This window comes from Stenotrophomonas sp. STK17_22, assembly GCF_051983905.1.
Classification (GTDB): Bacteria; Pseudomonadota; Gammaproteobacteria; order Xanthomonadales; family Xanthomonadaceae; genus Stenotrophomonas; species Stenotrophomonas maltophilia_A.
On sequence record NZ_CP197010.1, the window covers coordinates 1,264,038 to 1,285,123 of the forward strand.

Consider the following 21,086-nt stretch of genomic DNA (forward strand, 5'->3'; position numbering starts at 1 on the left):
CTTCCATGAACCACGACGCTGCGCCCAAGCAGCTCACCTTCCGCGCAGTGGCCCTGGCCATCGTGCTGGCGGTGGTGCTGTCGGCCGCAAACGCCTACCTCGGTCTGTTCGCAGGCCTGACCATCGCCACCGCCATTCCCGCCGCGGTGATTTCCATGGGCGTGCTGCGCCTGCTGGGCGGTGGCTCCATCCTTGAAAACAACATCGTGCAGACCGGCGCCTCGGCCGGTTCGTCGATCGCCGCCGGTGTGATCTTCACCATCCCGGCGCTGGTGATCATGGGCTACTGGCCGGACTTCAAGTACTGGTGGGTGCTGGGCATCGCCGGCCTCGGTGGCCTGCTGGGCGTGCTGTTCTCGGTGCCGCTGCGCCGTTCGATGATCGTTGAAGACCCGCTTCCGTTCCCGGAAGGCAAGGCTGCGGCCGAAGTGCTCAAGGCTGGTGAGAACCCGGGCCCGGGCCTGAAGATCCTCGGCCTGTCGGCAGTCATCGGTGCCTTCGTCAAGCTGGCCGCGGAAAGCGGCATGCGCCTGATTCCCGACGCCTGGGCCACCTCGGCCTACGTCGGCAGCTCCAAGGTCACCGCCTTCATCGGTACCAACCTGTCGCCGGCACTGCTGGGCGTGGGCTACATCGTCGGCCTCAACGTCGGCATCGTGGTCGTGTCCGGCTCGATCCTGACCTGGCACATCGCCATTCCGATCTACCAGGCGTTCTTCATGAACACCGATCCGGCACTGGCCGCGTCGGTCGCCACGGCATCCTCCACCGAAGCGGCGTTCGCCATCTGGGGCGCGAAGATGCGTTACCTGGGTGTCGGCGCAATGCTGATCGGCGGCATCTGGACCCTGATCTCGCTGCGCAAGTCGCTGCTCAATGGCGTCAAGAGCGGCTTTGCCGCCGCCCGCAAGAGCGGTGGCCCGGTGCTGGCGCACACCGAGCGCGACCTGCCGATGAAGTGGATGCTGGTGGCCCTGGTGGTCTTCGTGCTGCCGCTGCTGGCCCTGTACCAGGCCATCGTCGGCCAGTGGCACGTGTCGATCCCGATGACCATCATCATGATCGTTGCCGGCTTCCTGTTCGTGTCGGTCTCGGCCTACCTGGCCGGCTTGATCGGTTCGTCCAACAACCCGGTGTCGGGCATCACCATCTCCACCATCCTGTTCGCCTCGGCCGTGCTGGTGGTGCTGCTGGGCGCCGATGGCCTCAAGCCGGTCGGTGCCGGCGGTGCGCCGCTGGGCGCGGTGGCGGCGATCATGATCGGCGCGGTGGTGTGCTGCGCCGCAGCGGTTGGCGGTGACAACCTGCAGGACCTCAAGGCCGGCTATATCGTAGGTGCCACCCCGTGGAAGCAGCAGCTGATGCTGGGCATCGGTGCCTTCTCGTGTGCGCTGATCATGGCCCCAGTGCTGAACCTGCTGGCCACCGCCTACGGCATCGGCGTGAAGTCCGAGCTGCACCCGAACGCGCTGGCTGCGCCGCAGGCAAACCTGATGGCCTCGGTGGCCAAGGGCCTGTTCGGCGGCGAACTGCCGTGGACCTTCATCGGCATCGGTGCCGTGGTCGGTGCCGCCATCATTGCCTTCGACAGCTGGCTGAAGTCGCGCAACGCACGCTTCCGCGTGCCGGTGCTGGCCGCCGCCATCGGCATCTACCTGCCGCTGGAGCTGATGGTGCCGATCTTCCTCGGCGGCCTGATCGCCCACCTGGTCGAGCGCTTCCACAAGGTGCGCGCCGATGACGAAGAAGGCCGCGACCGCGTGCACAAGCCGGGCGTGCTGTTCGCTGCGGGCCTGATCACCGGTGAGGCACTGATGGGCATCGCCATCGCGATTCCGATCGTGGTCAGCAGCCGCGCCGACGTGCTGGCCGTGCCGTTCCACCTGCCGGGCGCGCAGTGGATCGGCCTGGCCGTGCTGTTCCTGGTGGGCTGGCTGATTTACCGCACCGGCAAGTACACCAAGGCGTAGGGACGGGTAGTGCCGGCCGCTGGCCGGCAATCCCGGAATCCCGTGATACCCCTGGTTGCCGGCCAGCGGCCGGCACTACCGCAAACCGCGCTACGGCGCGGTTTGCTTTTTCTGGCGGCGGGGCCAACCCCGCGGGCAGCCATGACCGATGGCCTTGGCAGCCCCGGCCGCACGGGCCTACCATCGGTTTTTTGCCGTCCTGCGGAGACCCCGATGAAACTGCGTCATGCCCTGCTGCCACTGAGCCTGCTGGCTGCCCTGCCCAGCGTTGCCGCTGCCCGTGGCCTGGAAGTCCGCGACATGGTGGCCATGGACCGCGTCTCCGCGCCGGTACTGACCACGGACGGTGGCACTGTGGTGTTCGCCAAGCGCAGCGTGGACGCCAACCTGAAGGCCTCCACCGCGCTGTTCGCGCGCAACCTGCGCACGCGTGACGCCGCTCCGCCGAAGCAGATCACCCCGGCTGGCTGGAGCGTCAATTCCGCGTCGCTGTCGGCCGATGGCCAGACCGTTTATTTCCTCAGTGCCAAGAACGGCAGCCAGCAGCTGTACGCGCAGCCGATCAACGGCGGCACCCCGCGTCAGCTGACCGACTTCCCGGTGGACGTTGACAGCTACCACGTGTCACCGCAGGACGACCGCGTGCTGTTCAGTGCCGGCGTGTTCCAGGCCTGTGCCTCGGATCTGGCATGCACCGAGAAGAAGCTGAAGGAAAAGAAGGACGCCAAGGCCAGCGGCCAGGTGTGGGATTCGCTGTTCGTGCGCCACTGGGATACCTGGAACGACGGCCGCCGCAACACCCTGTTCGTGGCACCGCTGCCGGCAGCCAAGGCCGGGGCGGTCAAGGGCGCCTCGGCGCTGAGCGCGACCATCGACGGCGATGCACCGTCCAAGCCGTTCGGTGGCAATGACGATTTCGCGTGGTCGCCGGATGGCGCCAGCGTGGTGGCCAGCATCCGCGTGGCCGGCAAGCAGGAGCCGTGGTCGACCAACTTCGACCTGTACCGCTTCGACGCTGCGGGCAAGCAGGCGCCAGTCAACCTGACCGCCTCCAATCCGGCCTGGGATGCCGGCCCGGTGTTCAGTGCCGACGGCAAGACCCTGTTCTACCGTGCGATGAAGCGCCCGGGCTTCGAGGCCGACCGCTTCGGCCTGATGGCGATGGACCTGGCCAGCGGCAAGACCCGCGAGATCGCCCCGCAGTGGGATCGCTCGGCGGGCGGCATCACCCTGTCCGCCGACGGCTCCAGCATCTACACCACCGCCGATGACCTCGGCGAGCACCCGCTGTTCCAGATCGACGTGGCCAGCGGCAAGGCCACCAAGCTGATCGGCGACGGCAGCGTTACCTCGGTGGACGTGGCCGGCACCAGCGTGGCGATCACCCGCAACAGCCTGAAGAGCAACGACCAGGTGCTGGTCGGCCTGCTGCCGGCCGCCGGCGAAGCCATCGGCGAGCTGCGCGCGCTGACCCCGGCCGCTGGCGACGTGCTCAAGGACGTCAGCTTCGGTGACTACGAACAGTTCGAGTTCAAGGGCTGGAACAACGACACCGTGCACGGCTATGTGGTCAAGCCGCACAACTACCAGGAAGGCAAGTCGTACCCGGTCGCGTTCCTGATCCACGGTGGCCCGCAGGGCAGCTTCGGCAATGGCTGGAGCTACCGCTGGAATCCGCAGACCTATGCGGGCCAGGGCTACGCCGTGGTGATGATCGACTTCCACGGCTCCACCGGCTATGGCCAGGCCTTCACCGATGCGATCAGCCAGCACTGGGGCGACCGCCCGCTGGAAGACCTGCAGAAGGGCTGGGATGCGGCGTTGAAGAAGTATTCCTTCCTCAACGGTGACAAGGCCTGTGCGCTGGGCGCCAGCTACGGCGGCTTCATGGTCAACTGGATCGCCGGCAACTGGAACGGCCCGTTCAAGTGCCTGGTCAACCATGACGGCGTGTTCGACCAGCGCATGATGGGCTACGCCACCGAAGAACTGTGGTTCACCGAGTGGGAGCAGGGCGGTACGCCGTACCAGAAGGCGGCGAACTACGAAAAGTTCAACCCGGTCAACCACGTGGCGGACTGGAAGAAGCCGATCCTGGTCATCCACGGCCAGCAGGACTTCCGCATTCCGGTCGAGCAGGGCCTGGCCGCGTTCACCGCTGCCCAGCGCCAGGGCATCGAATCGAAGTTCCTGTACTTCCCGGATGAAAACCACTGGGTGCTGAAGCCGAACAACAGCATCCTGTGGCACGACACCGTCAATGCCTGGCTGAAGCAGCACATCGGCAACTGATGACTGCAGCGCCGCCCTTCGGGGCGGCGCTTTTGTTTCGCCATCTGCTTTACCGGTGGGGGCCGACCGTTGGTCGGCACACCTTCCTGATCTGCCGCCAACAGCAGCCGGCCAGCGGCCGGCTCTACCCAGAGCGCCTGCATGCCCTCGACCGCCCTGATCCAGAACGACATCGTCGTCTTCGGTTTGATCGCCGCCACCCTGGGCGCCGTGTTCTGGACCGCCTCGCGCGAGCAGGGCCTGTGGAAACGCTTCTACACCTTCGTGCCGGCACTGCTGCTGTGCTACCTGATTCCCGGCATCTACAACACCGTCGGCCTGATCGACGGCCAGAACACCAAGCTCTACAACCCGATCGCACGCGACATCCTGCTGCCGGCAGCGCTGATCCTGCTGACCCTGGCGGTGGACATCAAGGGCATCCTGCGGCTCGGCCCGAAGCTGGTGCTGATGTACCTTGGTGCGTCCGCCAGCATCATGCTTGGTGCGGTGGTGGCTTTCCTGGTGATGCGCGCGCTGCATCCGGAAACGGTGGCCGGTGACACCTGGGCCGGCATGGCCGCACTGGCCGGCAGCTGGATCGGCGGCGGTGCCAACATGCTGGCGATGCGCGAAGTGTTCGACGTCAACGCCACCACGTTCGGCCAGTTCGCGGTGGTCGATGTCGGTGTCGGTTACGTGTGGATGGCCGCGCTGATCTTCCTGGCCGGGCGCGCAGCGAAGATCGACGCGCGCAGCGGTGCCGACACGTCGGCCATCGATGAGCTGAAGGAGCGCATCGCGCGCTTCCAGGCCGAGCATGAGCGCGTTCCCAGCCTCACCGACCTGATGCTGATCGTGGCAGTGGCCTTCGGCGGCGTGGGTCTGTCACACGCGATCGGTGCGCCGCTGGCAGCATGGTTCAAGGCCAATGTCAGCTGGGCCCCGCAGTTCAGCCTGGATGCGCCGTTCGTGTGGGTGGTGGTGCTGTCGACCACGCTGGGCCTGAGCCTGAGCTTCACCCGTGCACGCACGCTGGAAGGTGCGGGCGCCTCGCGGCTGGGTTCGTTGCTGCTGTACTTCCTGATTGCCTGCATCGGCATGCAGATGGATCTGCTGGCGCTGCTGGACCGCCCGTGGCTGTTCCTGCTCGGCCTGATCTGGATTGCCGTGCACATCGCGCTGCTGTGGTGCCTGGGCAAGCTGCTGAAGGTGCCGTTCTTCTATTTCGCGATCGGTTCGCAGTCGAACATCGGTGGCCCGGCTTCGGCGCCGGTGGTGGCTGCAGCGTTCCATCCGGCCCTGGCGCCGGTGGGCGTGTTGCTGGGCACGATGGGCTACGCCACCGGCACCTACCTGGCCTACATCGTCGGCATTACCCTGCGCGCGCTGGCAGGGCAGGGCTGATGGGGTAGTGCCGGCCGCTGGCCGGCAACCAGGTAATGCTGCGCGGGTTCATGAGGTTGCCGGCCAACGGCCGGCACTACCGATGCGTTACGCCACCGGCAATCCGCGTTCGATCAACCATGCCTTCGCGTCTTCGGCGTCCTGCTCAAACCACGCCTGTGTCGACCCCAGCCGATACGTATACCCCCAGGCATCCATGTCGGCCATCAACCGCGCACTGCCAACGCCAGGCAGCTGCCCGGCCAGCACGATCTGCAGGTAGCAGGTGGCATCTTCCTCGGCCACCGAGTCGGTGGCGTCGGTATGCACCTGCGCACGCCGCTCCGGCGGCAGCACGATCAGATGGCAGGCTTCATGCAGCATCGAGTGCACGGGCGTGTCATCGCGCACGTACACGTTGCTGGCGATGATGCCGGCCTCGGGTTCGCCCCAGTAGCTGCCGGGAATCGGTTCACCGGCCGCGACGTGGTGCAGCTGCAGGCCATGCGCGGCGAGCAGGCACTGCGCATCAGCGAAGGCGATGTCGCCCACGCAGGTGATGTCCACGGCGGTTGTCGTATCGGTCATGCGGGTCAGGCAGCCCCGCCCGTGCAGGCACGGGCGGGGCAGAGCTTCAGGGTTTGTCCGGGCCTTCAGGCAGCGCCACGGAGATGTCCAGCACATCGTGCTGGCCATCCTTCACCAGGTCGACCTTCACTGCATCGACGTCGATGTTCACGTACTTCTTGATCACTTCCAGCAGCTCGCGCTGCAGCAGCGGCAGGTAATCGGGGCCGCCGCGGTTGCTGCGCTCCTGCGCGATGATGATCTGCAGGCGGTTCTTGGCGGTTTCGGCGGTGGTCTTCTTCGCTTTGAGGAAATCAAACAGGCCCATGCTTACCCTCCGAACAGCTTGCTGAAGAAGCCCTTCTTCTCGACGTTGGTGAAGCGCATCGGGCGTTCTTCGCCGAGGATGCGCGCGACGGCGTCGTCGTAGGCCTGGCCGGCTGCGGACTCGACATCCAGGATGACCGGCTCGCCCTTGTTGGAGGCGTTGAGCACGTCACCCGACTCGGGGATCACACCGATCGCCTTCAGGCCGAGCACTTCCTCGACGTCGGCGATGCTGAGCATCTCGCCGCTTTCCACGCGCAGCGGGGTGTAGCGGGTCAGCAGCAGGAAGGCCGGCACGTCCTGGCCGGACTCGGCCTTGTGGGTCTTCGAGTCGAGCAGGCCGATGATGCGGTCCGAGTCGCGCACCGACGACACTTCCGGGTTCACCACCACCACCGCACGGTCGGCGAAGTACATCGCCAGGAAGGCGCCCTTCTCGATGCCGGCCGGGGAGTCGCAGATGATGTAATCGAAGCCGTCGGCGGCCAGGTCCTTCAGGACCTTGCCCACGCCTTCCTGGGTCAGTGCGTCCTTGTCGCGGGTCTGCGAGGCGGCCAGCACGTACAGGTTCTCGAAGCGCTTGTCCTTGATCAGGGCCTGCTTGAGGGTCGCTTCGCCGTGCACGACGTTGACGAAGTCGTACACCACGCGGCGTTCGCAGCCCATGATCAGGTCGAGGTTGCGCAGGCCGACGTCGAAGTCGATCACCGCCACCTTCTTGCCGCGCCGTGCCAGGCCGCAGGCCAGGCTCGCGCTGGAAGTGGTCTTGCCGACGCCGCCCTTGCCGGAGGTGACTACGATGATTTCAGCCAAAGGACTTCTCCTGATGATTCTGTTTGGGTGCTGCGTCAGTCCAGCGCAGCGATCTTGATCTGGTCCTGTTCCAGCCACACCTGCACGGCCTTGCCGCGCAGGGAGTCCGGGACATCGTCCAGTACCTTGTAGTGGCCTGCAATGGCGACCAGTTCCGCATGGAAATCACGGCAGAAGATGCGTGCCGCGGTGTTGCCCTGTGCCCCTGCCAGCGCGCGGCCGCGCAGGGTGCCGTAGATGTGGATGCTGCCATCGGCGATGACCTCGGCGCCGGCGCCGACGGTGGCCATCACGGTCAGGTCGCAGTTTTCAGCGTACAGCTGCTGGCCCGAACGCACGTTGCCCAGCTGCATGCGACCCGGCTGCGGTGCGGCGGCGTCGGCAACCTTGGCCACCGGCGTGGCCGGTGCCGGCTTCGGTTCGGCACGGGCTGCGCGACGCGGTTCCGGCGCGGGCGGCGGCGGCGGGGCCGGCTCGGCCTCGGCACGCTCGTACTGGGCGCGGAACTTGGCCAGCAGTGGCAGCCCGAGCTGCTGCGAGAGCAGGTCGACCGCGCTGGTGCCATAGGCCAGCGCCACCGGCAGCACGCCGGCACTGCGCAGGCCATCGACCAGCGCCTGCGCGGTGGCCACGTCCGGCACCTGGCTCAGGCCGCCGAAGTCGAGGATCACCGCGGCGCGGCCGAACAGTTTCGGCGCACGGGTGACGCGTTCGCGCATTTCCTGCACGAGGCGTTCGACATCAAGGGTACGGATGCGCAGGTTGGCGATGCCCACCTGGCCGATCTTCAGTTCACCGGCCTGTTCGTAATCGAAATTCACCGCCACGCTCAGGTCCCCGTCGGCCGCTGTGCCTGCGCCGGCAGATGCCGGGCACGTGTCCATGCCACATCCGGCAGCTTGCCGCCGTAGGTCTCCTGGACCCACGGGTAGCTGCACAGTTCCTTGGCCAGCATGCTGGCGCGCACGTCGACCTGCGGCATGGTGTTCTGGCCCAGCTCGCGGAAGCCGAAGCTGCCGTGGAAGAGCAGGGCGGCATCGGCGCCATGGTCGAGGAAGACTTCGCAGGTCATCTGCGGGTAGCGCAGCTCGGCAAAGCTCTGCGCGTCGGCATAGAACGCACGGCCGACGCCACCGCCACGACGGCGGCTGGCGACCACGATGCGGTCGATATAGAAGAACGGGGTGTCCAGCTGCTGCTTGAACCAGGCGAAGTTGCTGCTGTCGTGCTGGCTGTCGCTGCCGAAGCCGATCAGGAAGCCGGCCAGGTTGCCGTCGCGCTCGGCGACGCGGAAATATTCAGCGGTTTCGTAGAACAGGCGCAGGCGGGCCGCATCCAGGGGAAGGATGGCCAGGCCAGCGTTGTTGTTCAAAGCCAGGACGGAATCGAGCTCGTGCTCGCGCACGTCGCGGATGACAATCGACATTGTGACTCCGTGGGGTAACGCGGTTGGTCCGTCAAATTGGACCCTGCGCACGATTATTGCATGCCCGGGGTGGGCTGCGGCATGAACAGGGGACCTCGGATGCATGACTTCCGTGGGAGTGCGCGACGCGGGCCGGGCCCGTAGAGTGCTGGCATGTTGGGAGTCCTCAGCCATACCCGCGTCCTCCGTCTGGCCGGCCTGTTTACCTGGGTCATGGTCGGCCTGCCACTGGCGTACTCGCAATTCGAGAACCTGCACAGCCGCAGCGATATGGGCAGCTGGGCGATCCTGTTGTTCGTCGCCTACCTGTCCTTCGGCGCCGCGTACTACTGGCTGACCCGCCTCCTGCGCAGTGACAGCGATAGTCACACCACCTGGCTGGACCGCGGCCTGCTGCTGCTGCTGACGGTTTCGGCGCTGGGCGTCAGTTTCCTCAGTGGTTCGGGCCTGGGCAGCATCCTGATGATGGTGGCTGCCGGCGTCATTCCGTGGATGCTGTCGGCGCGTCTGTGCGTGCTGTGGCTGCTGGTCAGCCAGCTGGCGGTGGCCCCGGTCTATTACATACTGCTGAACTTCCCGCTGTTCGAAGCCGTGATGCAATCGCTGCTGTATGGCGGCTTTTCCATGTTCATCTTCGTGACCAGCCTTGTCGCGAGACAGCAGACCCAGGCCCGCGACGAGCAGCGCAGGCTCAATTCGGAGCTGCGTGCCACTCGTGCCCTGCTGGCCGAAAGCGCTCGCGTCAACGAGCGAACCCGCATTTCGCGTGAGCTGCACGATCTTCTGGGGCATCAGCTGACCGCACTGACCCTGAACCTCGAAGTGGCCGGTCACCTGGCCGAGGGCCAGGCGCTGGACCATGTAAAGCGCTCGCATGCCTTGGCCAAGCTGCTGCTGGGCAATGTGCGTGAGGTGGTCAGCCAGCTGCGCGAGACCGGCGCCATCGATCTGGCGGCGGCGCTGCGCCCGCTGACCGAGAACGTGCCCTCGCTGGACATCCAGCTGGAGATCGAGGATCCGCTGAACGTGGAGGACCCGCAGCGGGCCCACGTGCTGCTGCGCTGTACCCAGGAGATCATCACCAACGCGGTGCGCCATGCCGGCGCCCGCCACCTGTGGATCAAGGTGTACCGTGAAGCCCCCGACCGGGTGGTGGTGGAGGCCCGCGACGACGGCGTCGGCGCGGATATGGTCAATGTGGGCAATGGCTTGCGCGGCATGCGCGAGCGCCTGCAACAATGTGGTGGCCAGCTGCAGGTCGAAACCCGTCCCGGTGAAGGCTTCCGGCTGCGGGCGACGGTGCCGGCAACGGTGCTGGTGGCCGCCCTTACCAAGGTTCCTGAAGGAGTGCGTTGATGATTCGCGTCTGCCTGGTCGACGACCAAACCCTGGTGCGGCAGGGAATCCGCTCCCTGCTGGCGCTCGACGACGGTATCGAGGTGGTGGCCGAGGCCGGCGATGGCCGGCAGGCGGTCGAACTGATACCGCAGGTGCGCCCCGACGTGGTGCTGATGGACATGCGCATGCCGGTGATGTCCGGGCTGGAGGCGCTGCAGGTGCTGTCGCGCCAGGAGCAGCTGCCACCGACCATCATCCTCACCACCTTCGATGACGACCAGCTGGTGCTGGCCGGGCTCAAGGCCGGAGCCAAGGGCTACCTGCTCAAGGACGTGACCCTGGCGCAGCTGGTCGGTGCCATCCGCACCGTGGCCGACGGCGGTTCGCTGGTGCAGCCGGCCGTGACCCAGCGCCTGCTGTCCGGCCTGGAGCACATGCGCAACGAGTTCGTCAGCCTGGACCGCCCGGACCCGTTGACCGACCGCGAAACCGAGATCCTGCGCCTGATGGCCAGTGGCTTCTCCAACAAGGAGATCGCCAACTCGCTGGGTGTGGCCGAAGGCACCATCAAGAACCATGTGTCCAACATCCTGTCCAAGCTGGGCGTGCGCGACCGTACGCGCGCCGTACTGAAGGCGTTCGAACTCCAGCTGGTCTGAGGAAAATCTTTTCAGGACAATGACTTGAGGTCCAGTCATGGCCCTCGGGTGGGGTTGCCCTCTACTTCACGGGTATCGGTATGCGGTACCCTTCGAATTCTTTGTCCATACAAATACGCAGCCGGCAGGGAAACCGGTGCGCCAATCCCGATAAACAATGCCCGCGAAGCCTGCTAGGATTGGCGCTTCGCTTCAATCAACCCGGCCGTGGGATCGGCCCCGGAGACTCTCTGAATGACCCGTATTATCGAGTTCCTGATCGCCTTGGGGATCGTGGCTGGCCTGTTCGTCATCATTGGCGTATGTCTGCCGGGCGAGCGTCACATCACCGAAAGCATCGAGACCAACCGCAAGATGACGATCGTGTACGACACGGTCAGCAGCCTGCGCCGCTTCAAGGACTGGAACCCGCTGGTACTGCGCGATCCCGCCGTTGAACTGAAGCTGTCCGGCCCGGCCTCCGGCGTCGGTGCCACTCTCGACTTCACCTCCAAGGACCTGGGCACCGGTTCCTGGAAGATCACCGAAGCCGAAGAGAACAAGCGTGTTGCGATCGCCATCGATGACGCCACCAAGGGTCACGACAAGATCACCACCTTCACGCTGGAGCCGACCGGCAAGGGTGGCCGCAACGTCAAGATCACCCAGGACTACTCGGTGAAGTACGGCTTCGACCTGTTCGGCCGTTATGCCGGCCTGTATGTCAGCCGCCAGATCGGCGACGACATCAAGATGGGTCTGTCGCGTATGGCCAACATGCTGGCCAGCGTCCCGAACGTGGACTACCGCACGCCGGAAGCCCCGCTGACCGATCTGGCCATCGTCAATGTGCCGGCTGAAGACCTGCTGGTCGTCAACGCCGGTAACGTGGACCGCGGTCAGGACACGATCACCAAGTCCATCAAGGACAACCAGGAGTGGATCAAGCGCGTGATGGAGGCCAACGGCCTTGAAGCCGCCGGTCCGTTCCGCATCATCACCACCGATTTCGGTCAGGAGAAGTACGCCTTCGACATCGCCCAGCCGGTGAAGAAGAAGGGTGCTGAAGGTGCCACTGCTGAAGAGCTGACCGTCAAGATCGACGGCGGCGCTCCGGTCAAGTACGTGCACGTGGCCCCGCACCGTTCGGCGCATGCCGCCTACACCGGCCACATGGCGGGTCTAGACGTGGCCCGCAACGGCCTGCGTGCCTGGGCTGTGACCTCCGGCAACGAAGTGATCGACCGTCCGTACGAAACCTGGAAGGATGGCATCGACAAGTCGTTCACCCCGGAAGGTACCTACGACATTTACTGGGCCGTCAAGTAAGCCTCGGCTGACCCATGTAGTGTTGGACACGAAAACGCGCCGCTCATTGCGGCGCGTTTTTTTTCATCTGGCGCCCGGAAAGGGCGCTGTGCAAGGAGCCCCCATGTTCAACCTGGAACGTCGCGCACGTAAGCCTTCCCTGCTGGCCTGCCTTGGTGCGCTGCTGGCGGCGGCCTCGATCGGCCTGTCCGCCTACGCATCGCACGGTGTGGCTGACCCGCTTTCACAGCAGCACCTGAACATGGCGGCACTGTATGCGTTCGCGCATGGCGCGGTGCTGGTGGCGCTTGGCCCGCGTGCGCAGGGGGCGACCGCGCGCCTGGCGCTGTACGTGCTGCTGCTGGGCGTGCTGCTGTTTTCCGGCAGCCTGGTGGGCGGTGCGTTGTGGCAGTGGCCGACGCGGATGGCACCGATCGGTGGCACCAGCATGATGGCCGGATGGGTGTTGCTGGCGATCAATGCATTGAGGCGGTGACGGTCGCAGGGCTGTCGCTTCGATCCATGCCGATGCGATCCTAAGGGTTCATGGGCGTTACTTTTCTTTTCGCGCGAAAAGAAAAGTAACCAAAAGAAACGCGCCGCCGGCCGCGAGCCGGTGCTGCGCACCGGTCCCCTGTGCTCCTCGGCCCGTCGAGGGACGGTGCGGGAACTCGCTGCGCTCAGACACCCGCACCTCTTCGCCCTCGTCGGACCTGCGGTGCTCGGCTCGCTTGAAGGCGGACCCAACAGCTGCGCGCTGATCCGTTACAGGGGCTTCGAGCTTTGCCTTTGCCTTCTTGTCCCATTTCGTGGCGGGCACACGCGGAATCCGCCCGGACAGTTCCATGAATTTCGCCGTGCAGCCGCCACGAGGGGCTCAGCCGTTGGCCGGTTTCCAGCACCAGTGCCAGGGTTCGTAGACGATGCCGTGCGGGTTGTCGCGCGGGTAGCTCAGCTGGAAGCCATGCCTACCGGCATTCGCCTGCAGCCACGCAAACGCGTCGGTGGCTTCGAACGATTCTTCAGCCGGGGCGTCGCCCGGTGTACCGATGTCCAGCGCATGGCCGCTGTGGTGTTCACTGAAACCCGGTGCGGCATTCACCTTCAGGATCTCCGCGACGCTCAGGCCGCGCGCCAGCTTCCGTTCGAAGATGCCCAACTGGTAGGCATGGCTGCGGAAGCCGGAGATGGCGTCCAGCGCAATGCCATCCTGTGCCGCATGCAGTCGCATCCGTCGCCAGCCCTGCGCGGCGCCACGGCGCAGCCATAGCGGGCGGGCGAAGCGATCGCGGCCGGCAAAATGCAGCAGGCAGGGTTCGGGTTCCAGCGGCAGGCCGCTGCCGTCGGCGTAGCGCTGCGGGTCCAGGCCAAGCTGTTGCAGGCGCTGCTGCAACCCGGCCAGCGGCAGCCACTGATCTTCCAGTCCGGCGCCGAAGGGCCGTGCAGCCGCGGCATCCAGCAGCGCCAATGCTTCCTCGACCCCGGGCTCGCGCGGCAGGCGCGGCACCATCGAATGCACGCCGTGCGGCAGTACCGCCGCCAGATAGCGGCCATCACGCTTGCGCCGCAGCACCCACTGCGCCTGCGACAGCAGGCGTGCATCCAGGTTGCTGCGTGCGCGCAACAGGTGGGCGGGCCACAGCTCGATGGCCTCGGTGTTGATCAGCAGGGGCGGGCGTCGTTGCATCGCCTCAGCTTACTGCCGTGGTGCCGACGCGGCCACCTTGCGCAGCGCATCGAGCAGCGCCTGCGGCCGGTCCACGCTGAGCAGCAGCGTGCTGCCATCACTGACCGGCAGGGCGAGGACACGCGCACGGTCGGTGACCAGGGCGAAGCCCTTGCCGCCTCCCTGCAGGCGGAAGTGGCCCGAGTAGAAGCCCGGCATTGAATAGCCATTGGTTTTGACACGGATGCCATAGCGGCGGTCACGCTGCAGGTCGACCACCTCGGCCTGGTCCAGCCGCAGCTGCGCCACCGGCACGCGCCGCCGGTACATCGTCGAGCGCACGTCCAGCACGTTGCCGGCCAGCTCCACCCGGCGGCGGAAGAATGCGGCCCCCAGCCCGACAGCGAGTACAGCGATGACGATCAGGCTCCATGCCGCACTGCCGCCCATCCGGAACCAGGGCGGCGACAGCGTTACTTCGATCCAGGGTGCGTTCGCCGGTGCCTTGTACAGCTGCGCATACAGGCAGGCCACGAAGGCAGCCAGCAGCGGCAGCACGATCCACAGCACGCGCAGCGGCGAACTCTCGGCCACCTCAAAGGGTTTCGGGTCACTGCCGCCCATGGTTCAGGCCTCCTTCTTGAACACCAGCATCGCCGGGCGCATCGGCGCGGGGATGATGATGTTGACCAGTTCCCAGCCCAGCTGGCCCTGCCGGCTCAGCTCGGCCTGGACATCCTCGGCCTTGAGTACGCCCATCATGGAGGTCTTGACCTCGATGGTCTGGTAGCTCCAGCGCTTGCTCATTCCTTGTCCTCCGACGATGGCGTGGGTTTGGGCAGGCGTCCTGCCTTGCGCAGGGCGTCGCGCAGCACGTACTCGATCTGCGCGTTGAGGCTGCGCAGCTCGTCATCAGCCCAGCGCTGCGCCGCAGCCAGGACGTCGGCGTTGATGCGCAGCGGGTAGGCTTTCTTCTCACTCATGGGGGCTCCTGGCGGGGCGGTGGGGCGCCCCGTTGCGAGTGTGGCTCAATACAGCGAGCCTGCATTGACGATCGGCTGGGTGCCGCGGTCCGAGCACAGCACGGTCAGCAGGTTGCTGACCATGTGCGCCTTGCGTTCCTCGTCCAGCTGCACCACGCCGTTCTTCTGCAGTTCGGCCAGGGCCATCTCGACCATGCCGACCGCACCGGCAACGATGCGCGTGCGTGCGGCGATCACCGCGTTGGCCTGCTGCCGCTGCAGCATCGCCTGGGCGATTTCAGCGGCGTAGGCGAGGTGGCTGATGCGCGCATCGATCACCTGCACGCCGGCGTCGGCCAGGCGCTCGGCCAGTTCGTTCTTCAGGTGCTGGGAAATCTCGCTGGCATGACTGCGCAGGGCCAGCTGGCCATCCTCATGCTGGTCGTAGGGGTAGCTGGTGGCCATCGCGCGCAGCGCCGATTCGGACTGGATGTGCACGAAGCTCTCGTAGTCGTCCACGTTGTAGACCGCCTCGGAGGCATCGACCACCTGCCAGACGATGACCGCCGCGATCTCGATCGGGCTGCCGTCCAGCTCGTTGACCTTCAGCTTGCCGCTCTCGAAGTTGCGCACGCGCTGGCTGACCCGGCGCTTGGCATAGAAGGGGTTGTTCCAGCGCAGGCCGTTGTCCTTCACGGTGCCCACGTATTTGCCGAACAGGCTCAGCACCGCCGCCTGGTTGGGCTGGACCGTGTACAGGCCGGCCAGGGCGAAGACCGCCAGCGCCGCCACCAGGATGCCTGCCAACATCAGCAGCAGGTTGGGCGAGCCGGTGCTGGCCTTGGCTGCTACCCCCAGTACGAACAGGGCGCCGCCGGCGAGGGCGACAAGCAGGGCGCCGGCCAGCGTGCCGAGGCCGTTGAGCGAAGACAGCGACTTCTCTTTCATGGCGGTACGTCCTTGAGGGTTCGGAATGAAGATATCAAAGTGATATCACTTGTCGACTACCGTTCGTCGGATGCCATGGCCGGGACGGTCGGCCAGCTAGAATGCCCACCCGCCTTCACATCGCTGCTGGAACCGCCATGGCCAAGCTTGGAACTCCGTTGTCCCCCTCCGCCACCCGCGTGCTGCTGCTCGGCTCGGGCGAACTCGGCAAGGAGGTGGCCATCGAGCTGCAGCGGCTGGGCGTGGAACTGATCGCCGCCGACCGCTATTCCGATGCCCCGGCCATGCAGGTCGCGCACCGCTCGCACGTGATCGACATGCTCGATGCGATGGCGCTGCGTGCCCTGATCGCCCGGGAGCAGCCGCACCTGGTGGTGCCGGAGATCGAGGCCATCCACACCGAAACCCTGGTCCAGCTGGAACAGGAGCAGGGCCTGCGGGTGATCCCGACCGCGCGCGCCGCCCGCCTGACCATGGACCGTGAAGGCATCCGCCGCCTGGCCGCCGAAACCCTGGGCCTGCCGACCTCGCCCTACCGCTTCGTCGATACCGAAGCCGAGTACCGCGCCGCTGTGGCCGCCATCGGCCTGCCCTGCGTGGTCAAGCCGGTGATGTCGTCCTCGGGCAAGGGCCAGAGCACGCTGCGCAGCGAGGCGGACATCGCCCCGGCCTGGGACTACGCGCAGACCGGGGGCCGTGCCGGTGCCGGCCGCTGCATCGTCGAAGGTTTCATCGATTTCGACTACGAGATCACCCTGTTGACCGTGCGCCATGCCGGCGGCACCTCGTTCTGCGCGCCGATCGGCCATCTGCAGAAGGACGGTGATTACCGCGAAAGCTGGCAGCCGCAGCCGATGTCGAGCGCCGCGCTGGCGCGTGCCGAAGAGATTTCGCGCGCGATCACCGACGACCTTGGCGGCTGGGGCCTGTTCGGTGTCGAGCTGTTCGTGAAGGGTGATGAGGTGTGGTTCAGCGAAGTGTCGCCGCGCCCGCACGACACCGGCCTGGTGACGCTGGTATCGCAGGAACTGAGCGAATTCGCGCTGCATGCGCGCGCCATCCTTGGCCTGCCGATTCCGGTGATTCGCCAGAGCGGCCCGTCGGCATCGTGCGCGCTGCTGGCCCACGGCGAGGGCGTGCCGTACTTCAACAACGTCGCCGCCGCGCTGCAGGTGCCGGACACCGCCGTGCGCCTGTTCGGCAAGCCGAGCGTGCATGGCCACCGCCGCGTGGGCGTGACCCTGGCGCGCGCGGAAACCATCGACGAAGCACGCGCCATCGCGCGTGATGCCGCCGACGCCATCGGCGTCGAACTGCGCCCGTAAAGCAAAAAGGGGACGGAGGGGATTAAGTCGTTTGTTGCACAAACGACTTAATCCCCTCCGTCCCCTTTTTGTTATTTCACATCCACCCACACCAGGTGATGGTCGCTGCCATCGGCGATCTTCGCTTCCGGGCTTTCATTGGCCGGCCAGAACACGCCGCTGCCGATGTACTCGAAACCGGTCGAGGGCAGCACGTAGTCCAGGCGCATGGTGCCGGACTTCGGGCCGAAATCGCCGGTGGCGTGGAACGGTGCGCCCTTGCGCTCGATGCCCTTGGCCGCATAGGCCAGGCTGGTCTGCTCGCCGCCGATGCTGCGCGGGGTGGGGTAGCGCAGCACGCGGGCGTTCTCGATCAGTTCGACGATCGCCTCATGGCGGCCATCGCCGTCGACCGGGTCGTTGTTGAGGTCGCCGAGGATCACGAAGCGCGCGTCCTGTGCCAGGCCGCCGCACTGGCCCTTGTCGTCGCACAGCCAAGGCTTGTCACCCTTGGACAGGTATTCCTGCCACAGGCGCAGTTCGTCGTGGTTGCGCGCGGCGTTGCGCTTTTCCGGGCCATCGAACACTGGCGGGGTCGGGTGCGAGACCAGCGCGTGGACCACGCCGGCCGGGGTCTTCACCGGCACGTCCCAGTGCGACTTCGACGACAGCCGCAGCTGCGACCACACATGGTCGTTGTAGAAGCTCTTGCCGGTGCGCGGGTCGACCGGACGGATCGCGCCCGGCATCGCGCTCCACTTCAGCAGCTGGAAGCTGCGCACCTTGGCTTCATCGATCGGGTAGCGCGACAGCACCAGCATGCCGTACTGGCCCGGGTGCAGGCCGTAGCCCCAGGCATCGTTGCCGCGGCTGCGGCCTTCGCCGCCGACCACGCCGTTGTTGTCCAGGTCCAGGCCGCTGGGCACGCCGGTGTTGACCGGGGCCAGGTAACGGTAGGCGAAGTGCAGCGGCTTGCCGCCGCCGGGCTGGGCCACTTCCAGGTAGCGCTTCTGGAACAGGTCGGCGGCGCGGTGGGCGTCGTCGAAGTCGAACTCGTTCAGCAGCACCAGATCCGGGCGCACCTGCTGCAGCACCGCGGCGATCTTGCGCGCGTGCTCGCTGTCGCCTTCCAGTTCCTTGATCAGGCCACCGGTCTCATCGGAGTACAGTGAGGTGTTGTAGGTGGCCAGGCGCAGCGCAGCGGACGGCTTTTCGGTCATCGCAGGGGACGTGGCGAAGGCGGGGGCGGTGGCGCCGCAGAGCAGGGCCAGGGCGAGGATCTGGGGTCGGAGGTTCATGCGCCGTATTGTGCACCCGGCCCGGTGTCAGTGGTTTGTCAGCGTCCGTCCAGTTCGTCGTCGAAATCGTGCCAGCGGCGGCCGTCGTAGGCTTCCAGCGGTCGATAGCGCCGTTTGTAGTCCATCTTCTGATGCCCGCGGATCCAGTAGCCCAGGTATACGTGCGGCAGGCCCTCGCGGCGGGCCCATTCGATCTGCTGCAGGATCGCGAAGGTGCCCAGCCCACGCGCGGCATGGTCCGGGTCGAGGAAGGTGTAGACCGCCGACAGGCCGTGCTCGGTGACGTCGGTCACCGCCACACCCAGCAGCTGGCTGGGCTGGCCGTCGTGGCCGGGCAGGCGCATCTCCATGAAGCGGGTGTGCGACCAGCTGCCGATCAGGAACTGCTCGAATTCGTGCGGGCCATGGTCGTCCATGCCACCGTTGGCGTGGCGATGCACCAGATAGCGGTGATACAGCGCGAACAGGTCGTCACGGGCGGTGGCGGCGGTGATCCGCACCTCCAGGTCTTCATTGCGGGCCGCGCAACGGCGCTGGCTGCGGTCCGGGGCGAAGCGCGCCACCGGGATGCGCACCGCCACACAGGCCTGGCAGTGCGCGCAATGTGGCCGGTAGACCAGGTCGCCGCTGCGGCGGAAGCCCCAGCTCAGTGCCAGCGGGTACAGGCCGCCAAGGCGGCGATCGTGCGGGTCCAGCACCAGGTCGCGCGCCACCCGGTCCGACCAGTACCCGCAGGGGTGCTCGCCGGTCTGGAAAAGTCGCAGTTCGTCGTCTCTGTCGCCATGTATCGCCATGGGCACAGCATAGCCCCAGCCTGTCGCAGTGGCGGCGACTGTCCGCCGGATGAATGGAACCGGCAGTGGCGTCAACCGATGTCGCGCCCGGGCGTTGTTGTTCCCCGAGGGTGAAGTGATCACCCCGACGCTGTTCCCATCCCCAGGAGTGACCTCATGATCCGTACCCCCCTGCTGCTGGCCCTGCTGCTCGGCACTTCCGCTTCCGGTATCGCGCTGGCCGCCGACACCCCGACCACGCCGGCGCAGCGCCCGGCCAAGCTGGACACCAACGGCGACGGCGTGATCGACCGCAGCGAGGCCGCTGCCAACCCGCGCCTGGCCGCGAAGTTCGACGAGCTGGACAAGAACAAGGACGGCAAGCTCTCGCGCGATGAGCTGCCACGCTGGCAGCACGGTCGCCGTGGTGGCCACGGCGGTGAGCGCTGGGCCAAGCTGGACGTCAACAAGGACGGCCGCATCAGCCGCGAGGAAGCCAAGGCCGATCCGCGCCTGGCCGCGCGCTTCGACGAGCTCGACCTCAACAAGGACGGTTACCTGGACAAGGCCGACCGCGAGCTGCGCATGAAGCAGCGTCGTGATGCCTGGTTCGCTGCCGCCGACACCAACAAGGATGGCCAGCTGAGCAAGGCCGAGTTCGATGCCGCCAAGGGCCCGATGCACGGTGGCCCGCGCCACGGCGGTCCGCGCGATGGCGCGGCGCCGAAGCCGCAGCGCTGAGGTTCAACGCAGTGAATGACGACAACGCCGGCGCACTGCCGGCGTTGTCCGTTACAGGTTTCCGCTGCGCATCAGTGAGTACACCACCAGCGCGACGACCATCAGGTTCATGGCGATGATGCCGGTGCGGCCATACATGGACTCGTATTTCCAGTTGGTCCCGCTGCGGCCGCGTCGCGCCGAATCGCGCGCGATCATCGGTGCCATCACCCGCTGCAGCGGCACCAGGCACTGGTAATTGACCACGCCCAGGCCTACCGCCAGCACCGTCAGCTGCGCCCAGACCGGCGCCTGCAGCATGACCGCCAGCAGGATCGCCAGGCACCAGAACATGCCGGTGATGATGTTGAGATAGAGGAACCGGCGCACGTCGGCGCGCTCGGATGCCGTTTCGGTGTACGACATCAGGAAACGTCCGCCCAGATAGCTGCCGATCGCACCACCGACCACGCCGCCGATCACCGCCCCCCAGCTTTCGGCCGGCAGCACGTGCAGTTGGCCCAGCGTGGCGGTCAACGAGCCCATCGCGGTTCCGCCCGCAGCGCTGGCGCCGCCGAGGCCAAGCTTGCTGCTGCCGATGCCGACACCGGTGCCGAGCAGCACCGCAGCACTGGCCGTGCCGGGCGCAGCCACCAGCACCATCGACACCACGGCTGTGGCGAATGCCGCGCTCGGCGCGCTGCTGCGCGCGAACTCGCCGAAGCGCTGCAGCAGGCCGTCGCGCACCAGGGCGCGGGCACGCGACAGGCGCTTGCGCACGGCGGCGTCACTGAGCCCAAGCAGGTCGGCCACCTGCTGCGAGCGCTGGCCTTCGCGGTAGTACAGCAACAGTACTTCGCGGCTGTCGGCCGGCAACGCGGAAATGATGTCCTCGGCGGCGATCTCTTCTTCCACCCGTTGCAGGCGGTCGGCCGCGCCCGGGGCCGGGTCGGCCGCCATGCCCATCGCCACCTCGGCGGCCTCGCCGGTCAGAGGCCGGCCGCGCTGTGCGCGCAGCCAGTCGCGGGCCAGGTTGCGGGTGATCTGCCGCAGCCAGGGCAGGAAGCTGGTCGAACTGCGCAGCTGGTGCAGCTGCTGCCAGCCCTTCACGAAGGCCTCCTGGGCGATGTCCTCGCTGGCCTGACGATCGCGGGTGATGGCCAGTGCGATGGCGGTAACCGTGTTCTGGCAGGCCAGCACGATGCGGCCATAGGCGTGCTGGCAACCGCTGGCGGCGGCAGGCAGTTCGCGTTCCAGGGTCTGGTCGATCGATGCGGCGAACGTCGTCATGGCGGCGGCTCTCCTGCTGGGATTGTGTCCCAAGACGGAGCCGCGCGCCGAATGTGACCGGCCTTCTGCACGGTAGTGCCG

The 21,086-nt window shown here is 66.6% G+C and carries 23 protein-coding genes; 9 read left to right on the forward strand and 14 right to left on the reverse strand.

The genetic code is table 11. The annotated features are described in order from the left end of the window. The first annotated feature begins 5 nt into the window (after positions 1-5). The 3 genes from ACSYS9_RS05730 to ACSYS9_RS05740 all read left to right on the forward strand — a co-directional run bounded on the left by ACSYS9_RS05730 (position 6) and on the right by ACSYS9_RS05740 (position 5,648). Positions 6-1,970, forward strand: a complete 1,965-nt coding sequence (locus ACSYS9_RS05730) for an OPT family oligopeptide transporter (protein WP_032127608.1) — start codon at positions 6-8, stop codon at positions 1,968-1,970. Between the two features lie 213 nt (positions 1,971-2,183). After that, positions 2,184-4,262, forward strand: coding sequence for an alpha/beta hydrolase family protein (locus tag ACSYS9_RS05735; RefSeq protein ID WP_071227759.1), 2,079 nt, complete (start codon positions 2,184-2,186; stop codon positions 4,260-4,262). 141 nt (positions 4,263-4,403) lie between these two features. Beyond that, complete coding sequence (locus ACSYS9_RS05740) at positions 4,404-5,648, forward strand: DUF819 family protein (protein WP_049461777.1); 1,245 nt, start codon at positions 4,404-4,406, stop codon at positions 5,646-5,648. An 87-nt stretch (positions 5,649-5,735) separates the two neighbouring features. Here the strand turns inward: ACSYS9_RS05740 and ACSYS9_RS05745 are convergent, their stop codons facing one another. Genes ACSYS9_RS05745 through ACSYS9_RS05765 form a run of 5 tightly spaced genes read right to left on the reverse strand, consistent with a single transcriptional unit; the run spans position 5,736 to position 8,760 of the window. Beyond that, positions 5,736-6,215, reverse strand: coding sequence for a hypothetical protein (locus ACSYS9_RS05745; protein WP_049422782.1), 480 nt, complete (start codon positions 6,213-6,215; stop codon positions 5,736-5,738). A 46-nt stretch (positions 6,216-6,261) separates the two neighbouring features. Beyond that, entirely contained in the window at positions 6,262-6,522 is a 261-nt protein-coding gene (gene minE / locus ACSYS9_RS05750) for a cell division topological specificity factor MinE (protein ID WP_004148073.1), read from the reverse strand. Positions 6,523-6,524: 2 nt separating this feature from the next. Continuing rightward, complete coding sequence (minD, locus tag ACSYS9_RS05755) at positions 6,525-7,334, reverse strand: septum site-determining protein MinD (RefSeq protein ID WP_010483375.1); 810 nt, start codon at positions 7,332-7,334, stop codon at positions 6,525-6,527. 35 nt (positions 7,335-7,369) lie between these two features. Then, the gene (gene minC, locus ACSYS9_RS05760) at positions 7,370-8,218 is read right to left on the reverse strand and encodes a septum site-determining protein MinC (protein ID WP_050509775.1); all 849 of its coding nucleotides are present in this window, start codon (positions 8,216-8,218) and stop codon (positions 7,370-7,372) included. Next, complete coding sequence (locus ACSYS9_RS05765) at positions 8,164-8,760, reverse strand: GNAT family N-acetyltransferase (protein WP_032127604.1); 597 nt, start codon at positions 8,758-8,760, stop codon at positions 8,164-8,166. The genes minC and ACSYS9_RS05765 overlap by 55 nt, the downstream gene beginning before the upstream one ends. A 153-nt stretch (positions 8,761-8,913) precedes the next feature. Between ACSYS9_RS05765 and ACSYS9_RS05770 the strand changes: the two genes are divergently transcribed. The 4 genes from ACSYS9_RS05770 to ACSYS9_RS05785 all read left to right on the forward strand — a co-directional run bounded on the left by ACSYS9_RS05770 (position 8,914) and on the right by ACSYS9_RS05785 (position 12,540). Next, positions 8,914-10,116 (forward strand): sensor histidine kinase, encoded by a 1,203-nt coding sequence (locus ACSYS9_RS05770; RefSeq protein WP_049461775.1) that lies wholly within the window; start codon positions 8,914-8,916, stop codon positions 10,114-10,116. Continuing rightward, a complete protein-coding gene (locus tag ACSYS9_RS05775) occupies positions 10,116-10,757 on the forward strand; it encodes a response regulator (protein WP_006424175.1) in 642 nt (213 codons plus the stop codon). The genes ACSYS9_RS05770 and ACSYS9_RS05775 overlap by 1 nt, the downstream gene beginning before the upstream one ends. A gap of 234 nt (positions 10,758-10,991) precedes the next feature. After that, positions 10,992-12,065, forward strand: a complete 1,074-nt coding sequence (locus ACSYS9_RS05780; protein WP_071227758.1) for an SRPBCC family protein — start codon at positions 10,992-10,994, stop codon at positions 12,063-12,065. Between the two features lie 103 nt (positions 12,066-12,168). Further along, positions 12,169-12,540: a DUF423 domain-containing protein gene (locus ACSYS9_RS05785; RefSeq protein WP_071227757.1), complete on the forward strand. Its 372-nt coding sequence runs from the start codon at positions 12,169-12,171 to the stop codon at positions 12,538-12,540. Positions 12,541-12,597: 57 nt separating this feature from the next. Here the strand turns inward: ACSYS9_RS05785 and ACSYS9_RS05790 are convergent, their stop codons facing one another. The 6 genes from ACSYS9_RS05790 to ACSYS9_RS05815 are packed head-to-tail and all read right to left on the reverse strand — an operon-like array spanning position 12,598 to position 15,620. Beyond that, complete coding sequence (locus ACSYS9_RS05790) at positions 12,598-12,891, reverse strand: hypothetical protein (protein WP_032127601.1); 294 nt, start codon at positions 12,889-12,891, stop codon at positions 12,598-12,600. Between the two features lie 30 nt (positions 12,892-12,921). Further along, positions 12,922-13,731, reverse strand: coding sequence for a M15 family metallopeptidase (locus ACSYS9_RS05795; protein WP_071227755.1), 810 nt, complete (start codon positions 13,729-13,731; stop codon positions 12,922-12,924). Positions 13,732-13,740: 9 nt separating this feature from the next. Next, complete coding sequence (locus ACSYS9_RS05800; protein ID WP_071227754.1) at positions 13,741-14,334, reverse strand: PH domain-containing protein; 594 nt, start codon at positions 14,332-14,334, stop codon at positions 13,741-13,743. Positions 14,335-14,337: 3 nt separating this feature from the next. Further along, positions 14,338-14,517: a DUF4177 domain-containing protein gene (locus tag ACSYS9_RS05805; RefSeq protein ID WP_032127598.1), complete on the reverse strand. Its 180-nt coding sequence runs from the start codon at positions 14,515-14,517 to the stop codon at positions 14,338-14,340. Further along, the gene (locus ACSYS9_RS05810) at positions 14,514-14,693 is read right to left on the reverse strand and encodes a hypothetical protein (protein WP_005415691.1); all 180 of its coding nucleotides are present in this window, start codon (positions 14,691-14,693) and stop codon (positions 14,514-14,516) included. Before ACSYS9_RS05810 ends, ACSYS9_RS05805 begins: the two co-directional genes overlap by 4 nt. A gap of 45 nt (positions 14,694-14,738) precedes the next feature. After that, on the reverse strand, positions 14,739-15,620 hold the full coding sequence (locus tag ACSYS9_RS05815) for an SPFH domain-containing protein (protein WP_071227753.1): 882 nt from the start codon (positions 15,618-15,620) through the stop codon (positions 14,739-14,741). A gap of 137 nt (positions 15,621-15,757) precedes the next feature. On the opposite strand from ACSYS9_RS05815, the gene purT reads away from it, so the two are divergent. Further along, the gene (gene purT / locus ACSYS9_RS05820; RefSeq protein ID WP_071227752.1) at positions 15,758-16,945 is read left to right on the forward strand and encodes a formate-dependent phosphoribosylglycinamide formyltransferase; all 1,188 of its coding nucleotides are present in this window, start codon (positions 15,758-15,760) and stop codon (positions 16,943-16,945) included. A gap of 71 nt (positions 16,946-17,016) precedes the next feature. Here purT and ACSYS9_RS05825 read toward each other — a convergent pair whose 3' ends face one another. Together ACSYS9_RS05825 and ACSYS9_RS05830 are read right to left on the reverse strand one after the other, a co-directional pair. Beyond that, positions 17,017-18,222: an endonuclease/exonuclease/phosphatase family protein gene (locus ACSYS9_RS05825; RefSeq protein WP_071227751.1), complete on the reverse strand. Its 1,206-nt coding sequence runs from the start codon at positions 18,220-18,222 to the stop codon at positions 17,017-17,019. 38 nt (positions 18,223-18,260) lie between these two features. Further along, positions 18,261-19,016, reverse strand: coding sequence for an arginyltransferase (locus ACSYS9_RS05830; protein ID WP_071227750.1), 756 nt, complete (start codon positions 19,014-19,016; stop codon positions 18,261-18,263). A 156-nt stretch (positions 19,017-19,172) separates the two neighbouring features. Here ACSYS9_RS05830 and ACSYS9_RS05835 point away from each other — a divergent pair, with 156 nt between their 5' ends. Continuing rightward, complete coding sequence (locus tag ACSYS9_RS05835) at positions 19,173-19,736, forward strand: EF-hand domain-containing protein (RefSeq protein WP_071227749.1); 564 nt, start codon at positions 19,173-19,175, stop codon at positions 19,734-19,736. 51 nt (positions 19,737-19,787) lie between these two features. On the opposite strand, the gene ACSYS9_RS05840 is transcribed toward ACSYS9_RS05835, so the two are convergent. Then, the gene (locus ACSYS9_RS05840; protein WP_071227748.1) at positions 19,788-21,005 is read right to left on the reverse strand and encodes an RNA polymerase sigma factor; all 1,218 of its coding nucleotides are present in this window, start codon (positions 21,003-21,005) and stop codon (positions 19,788-19,790) included. Positions 21,006-21,086: the final 81 nt, after the last annotated feature.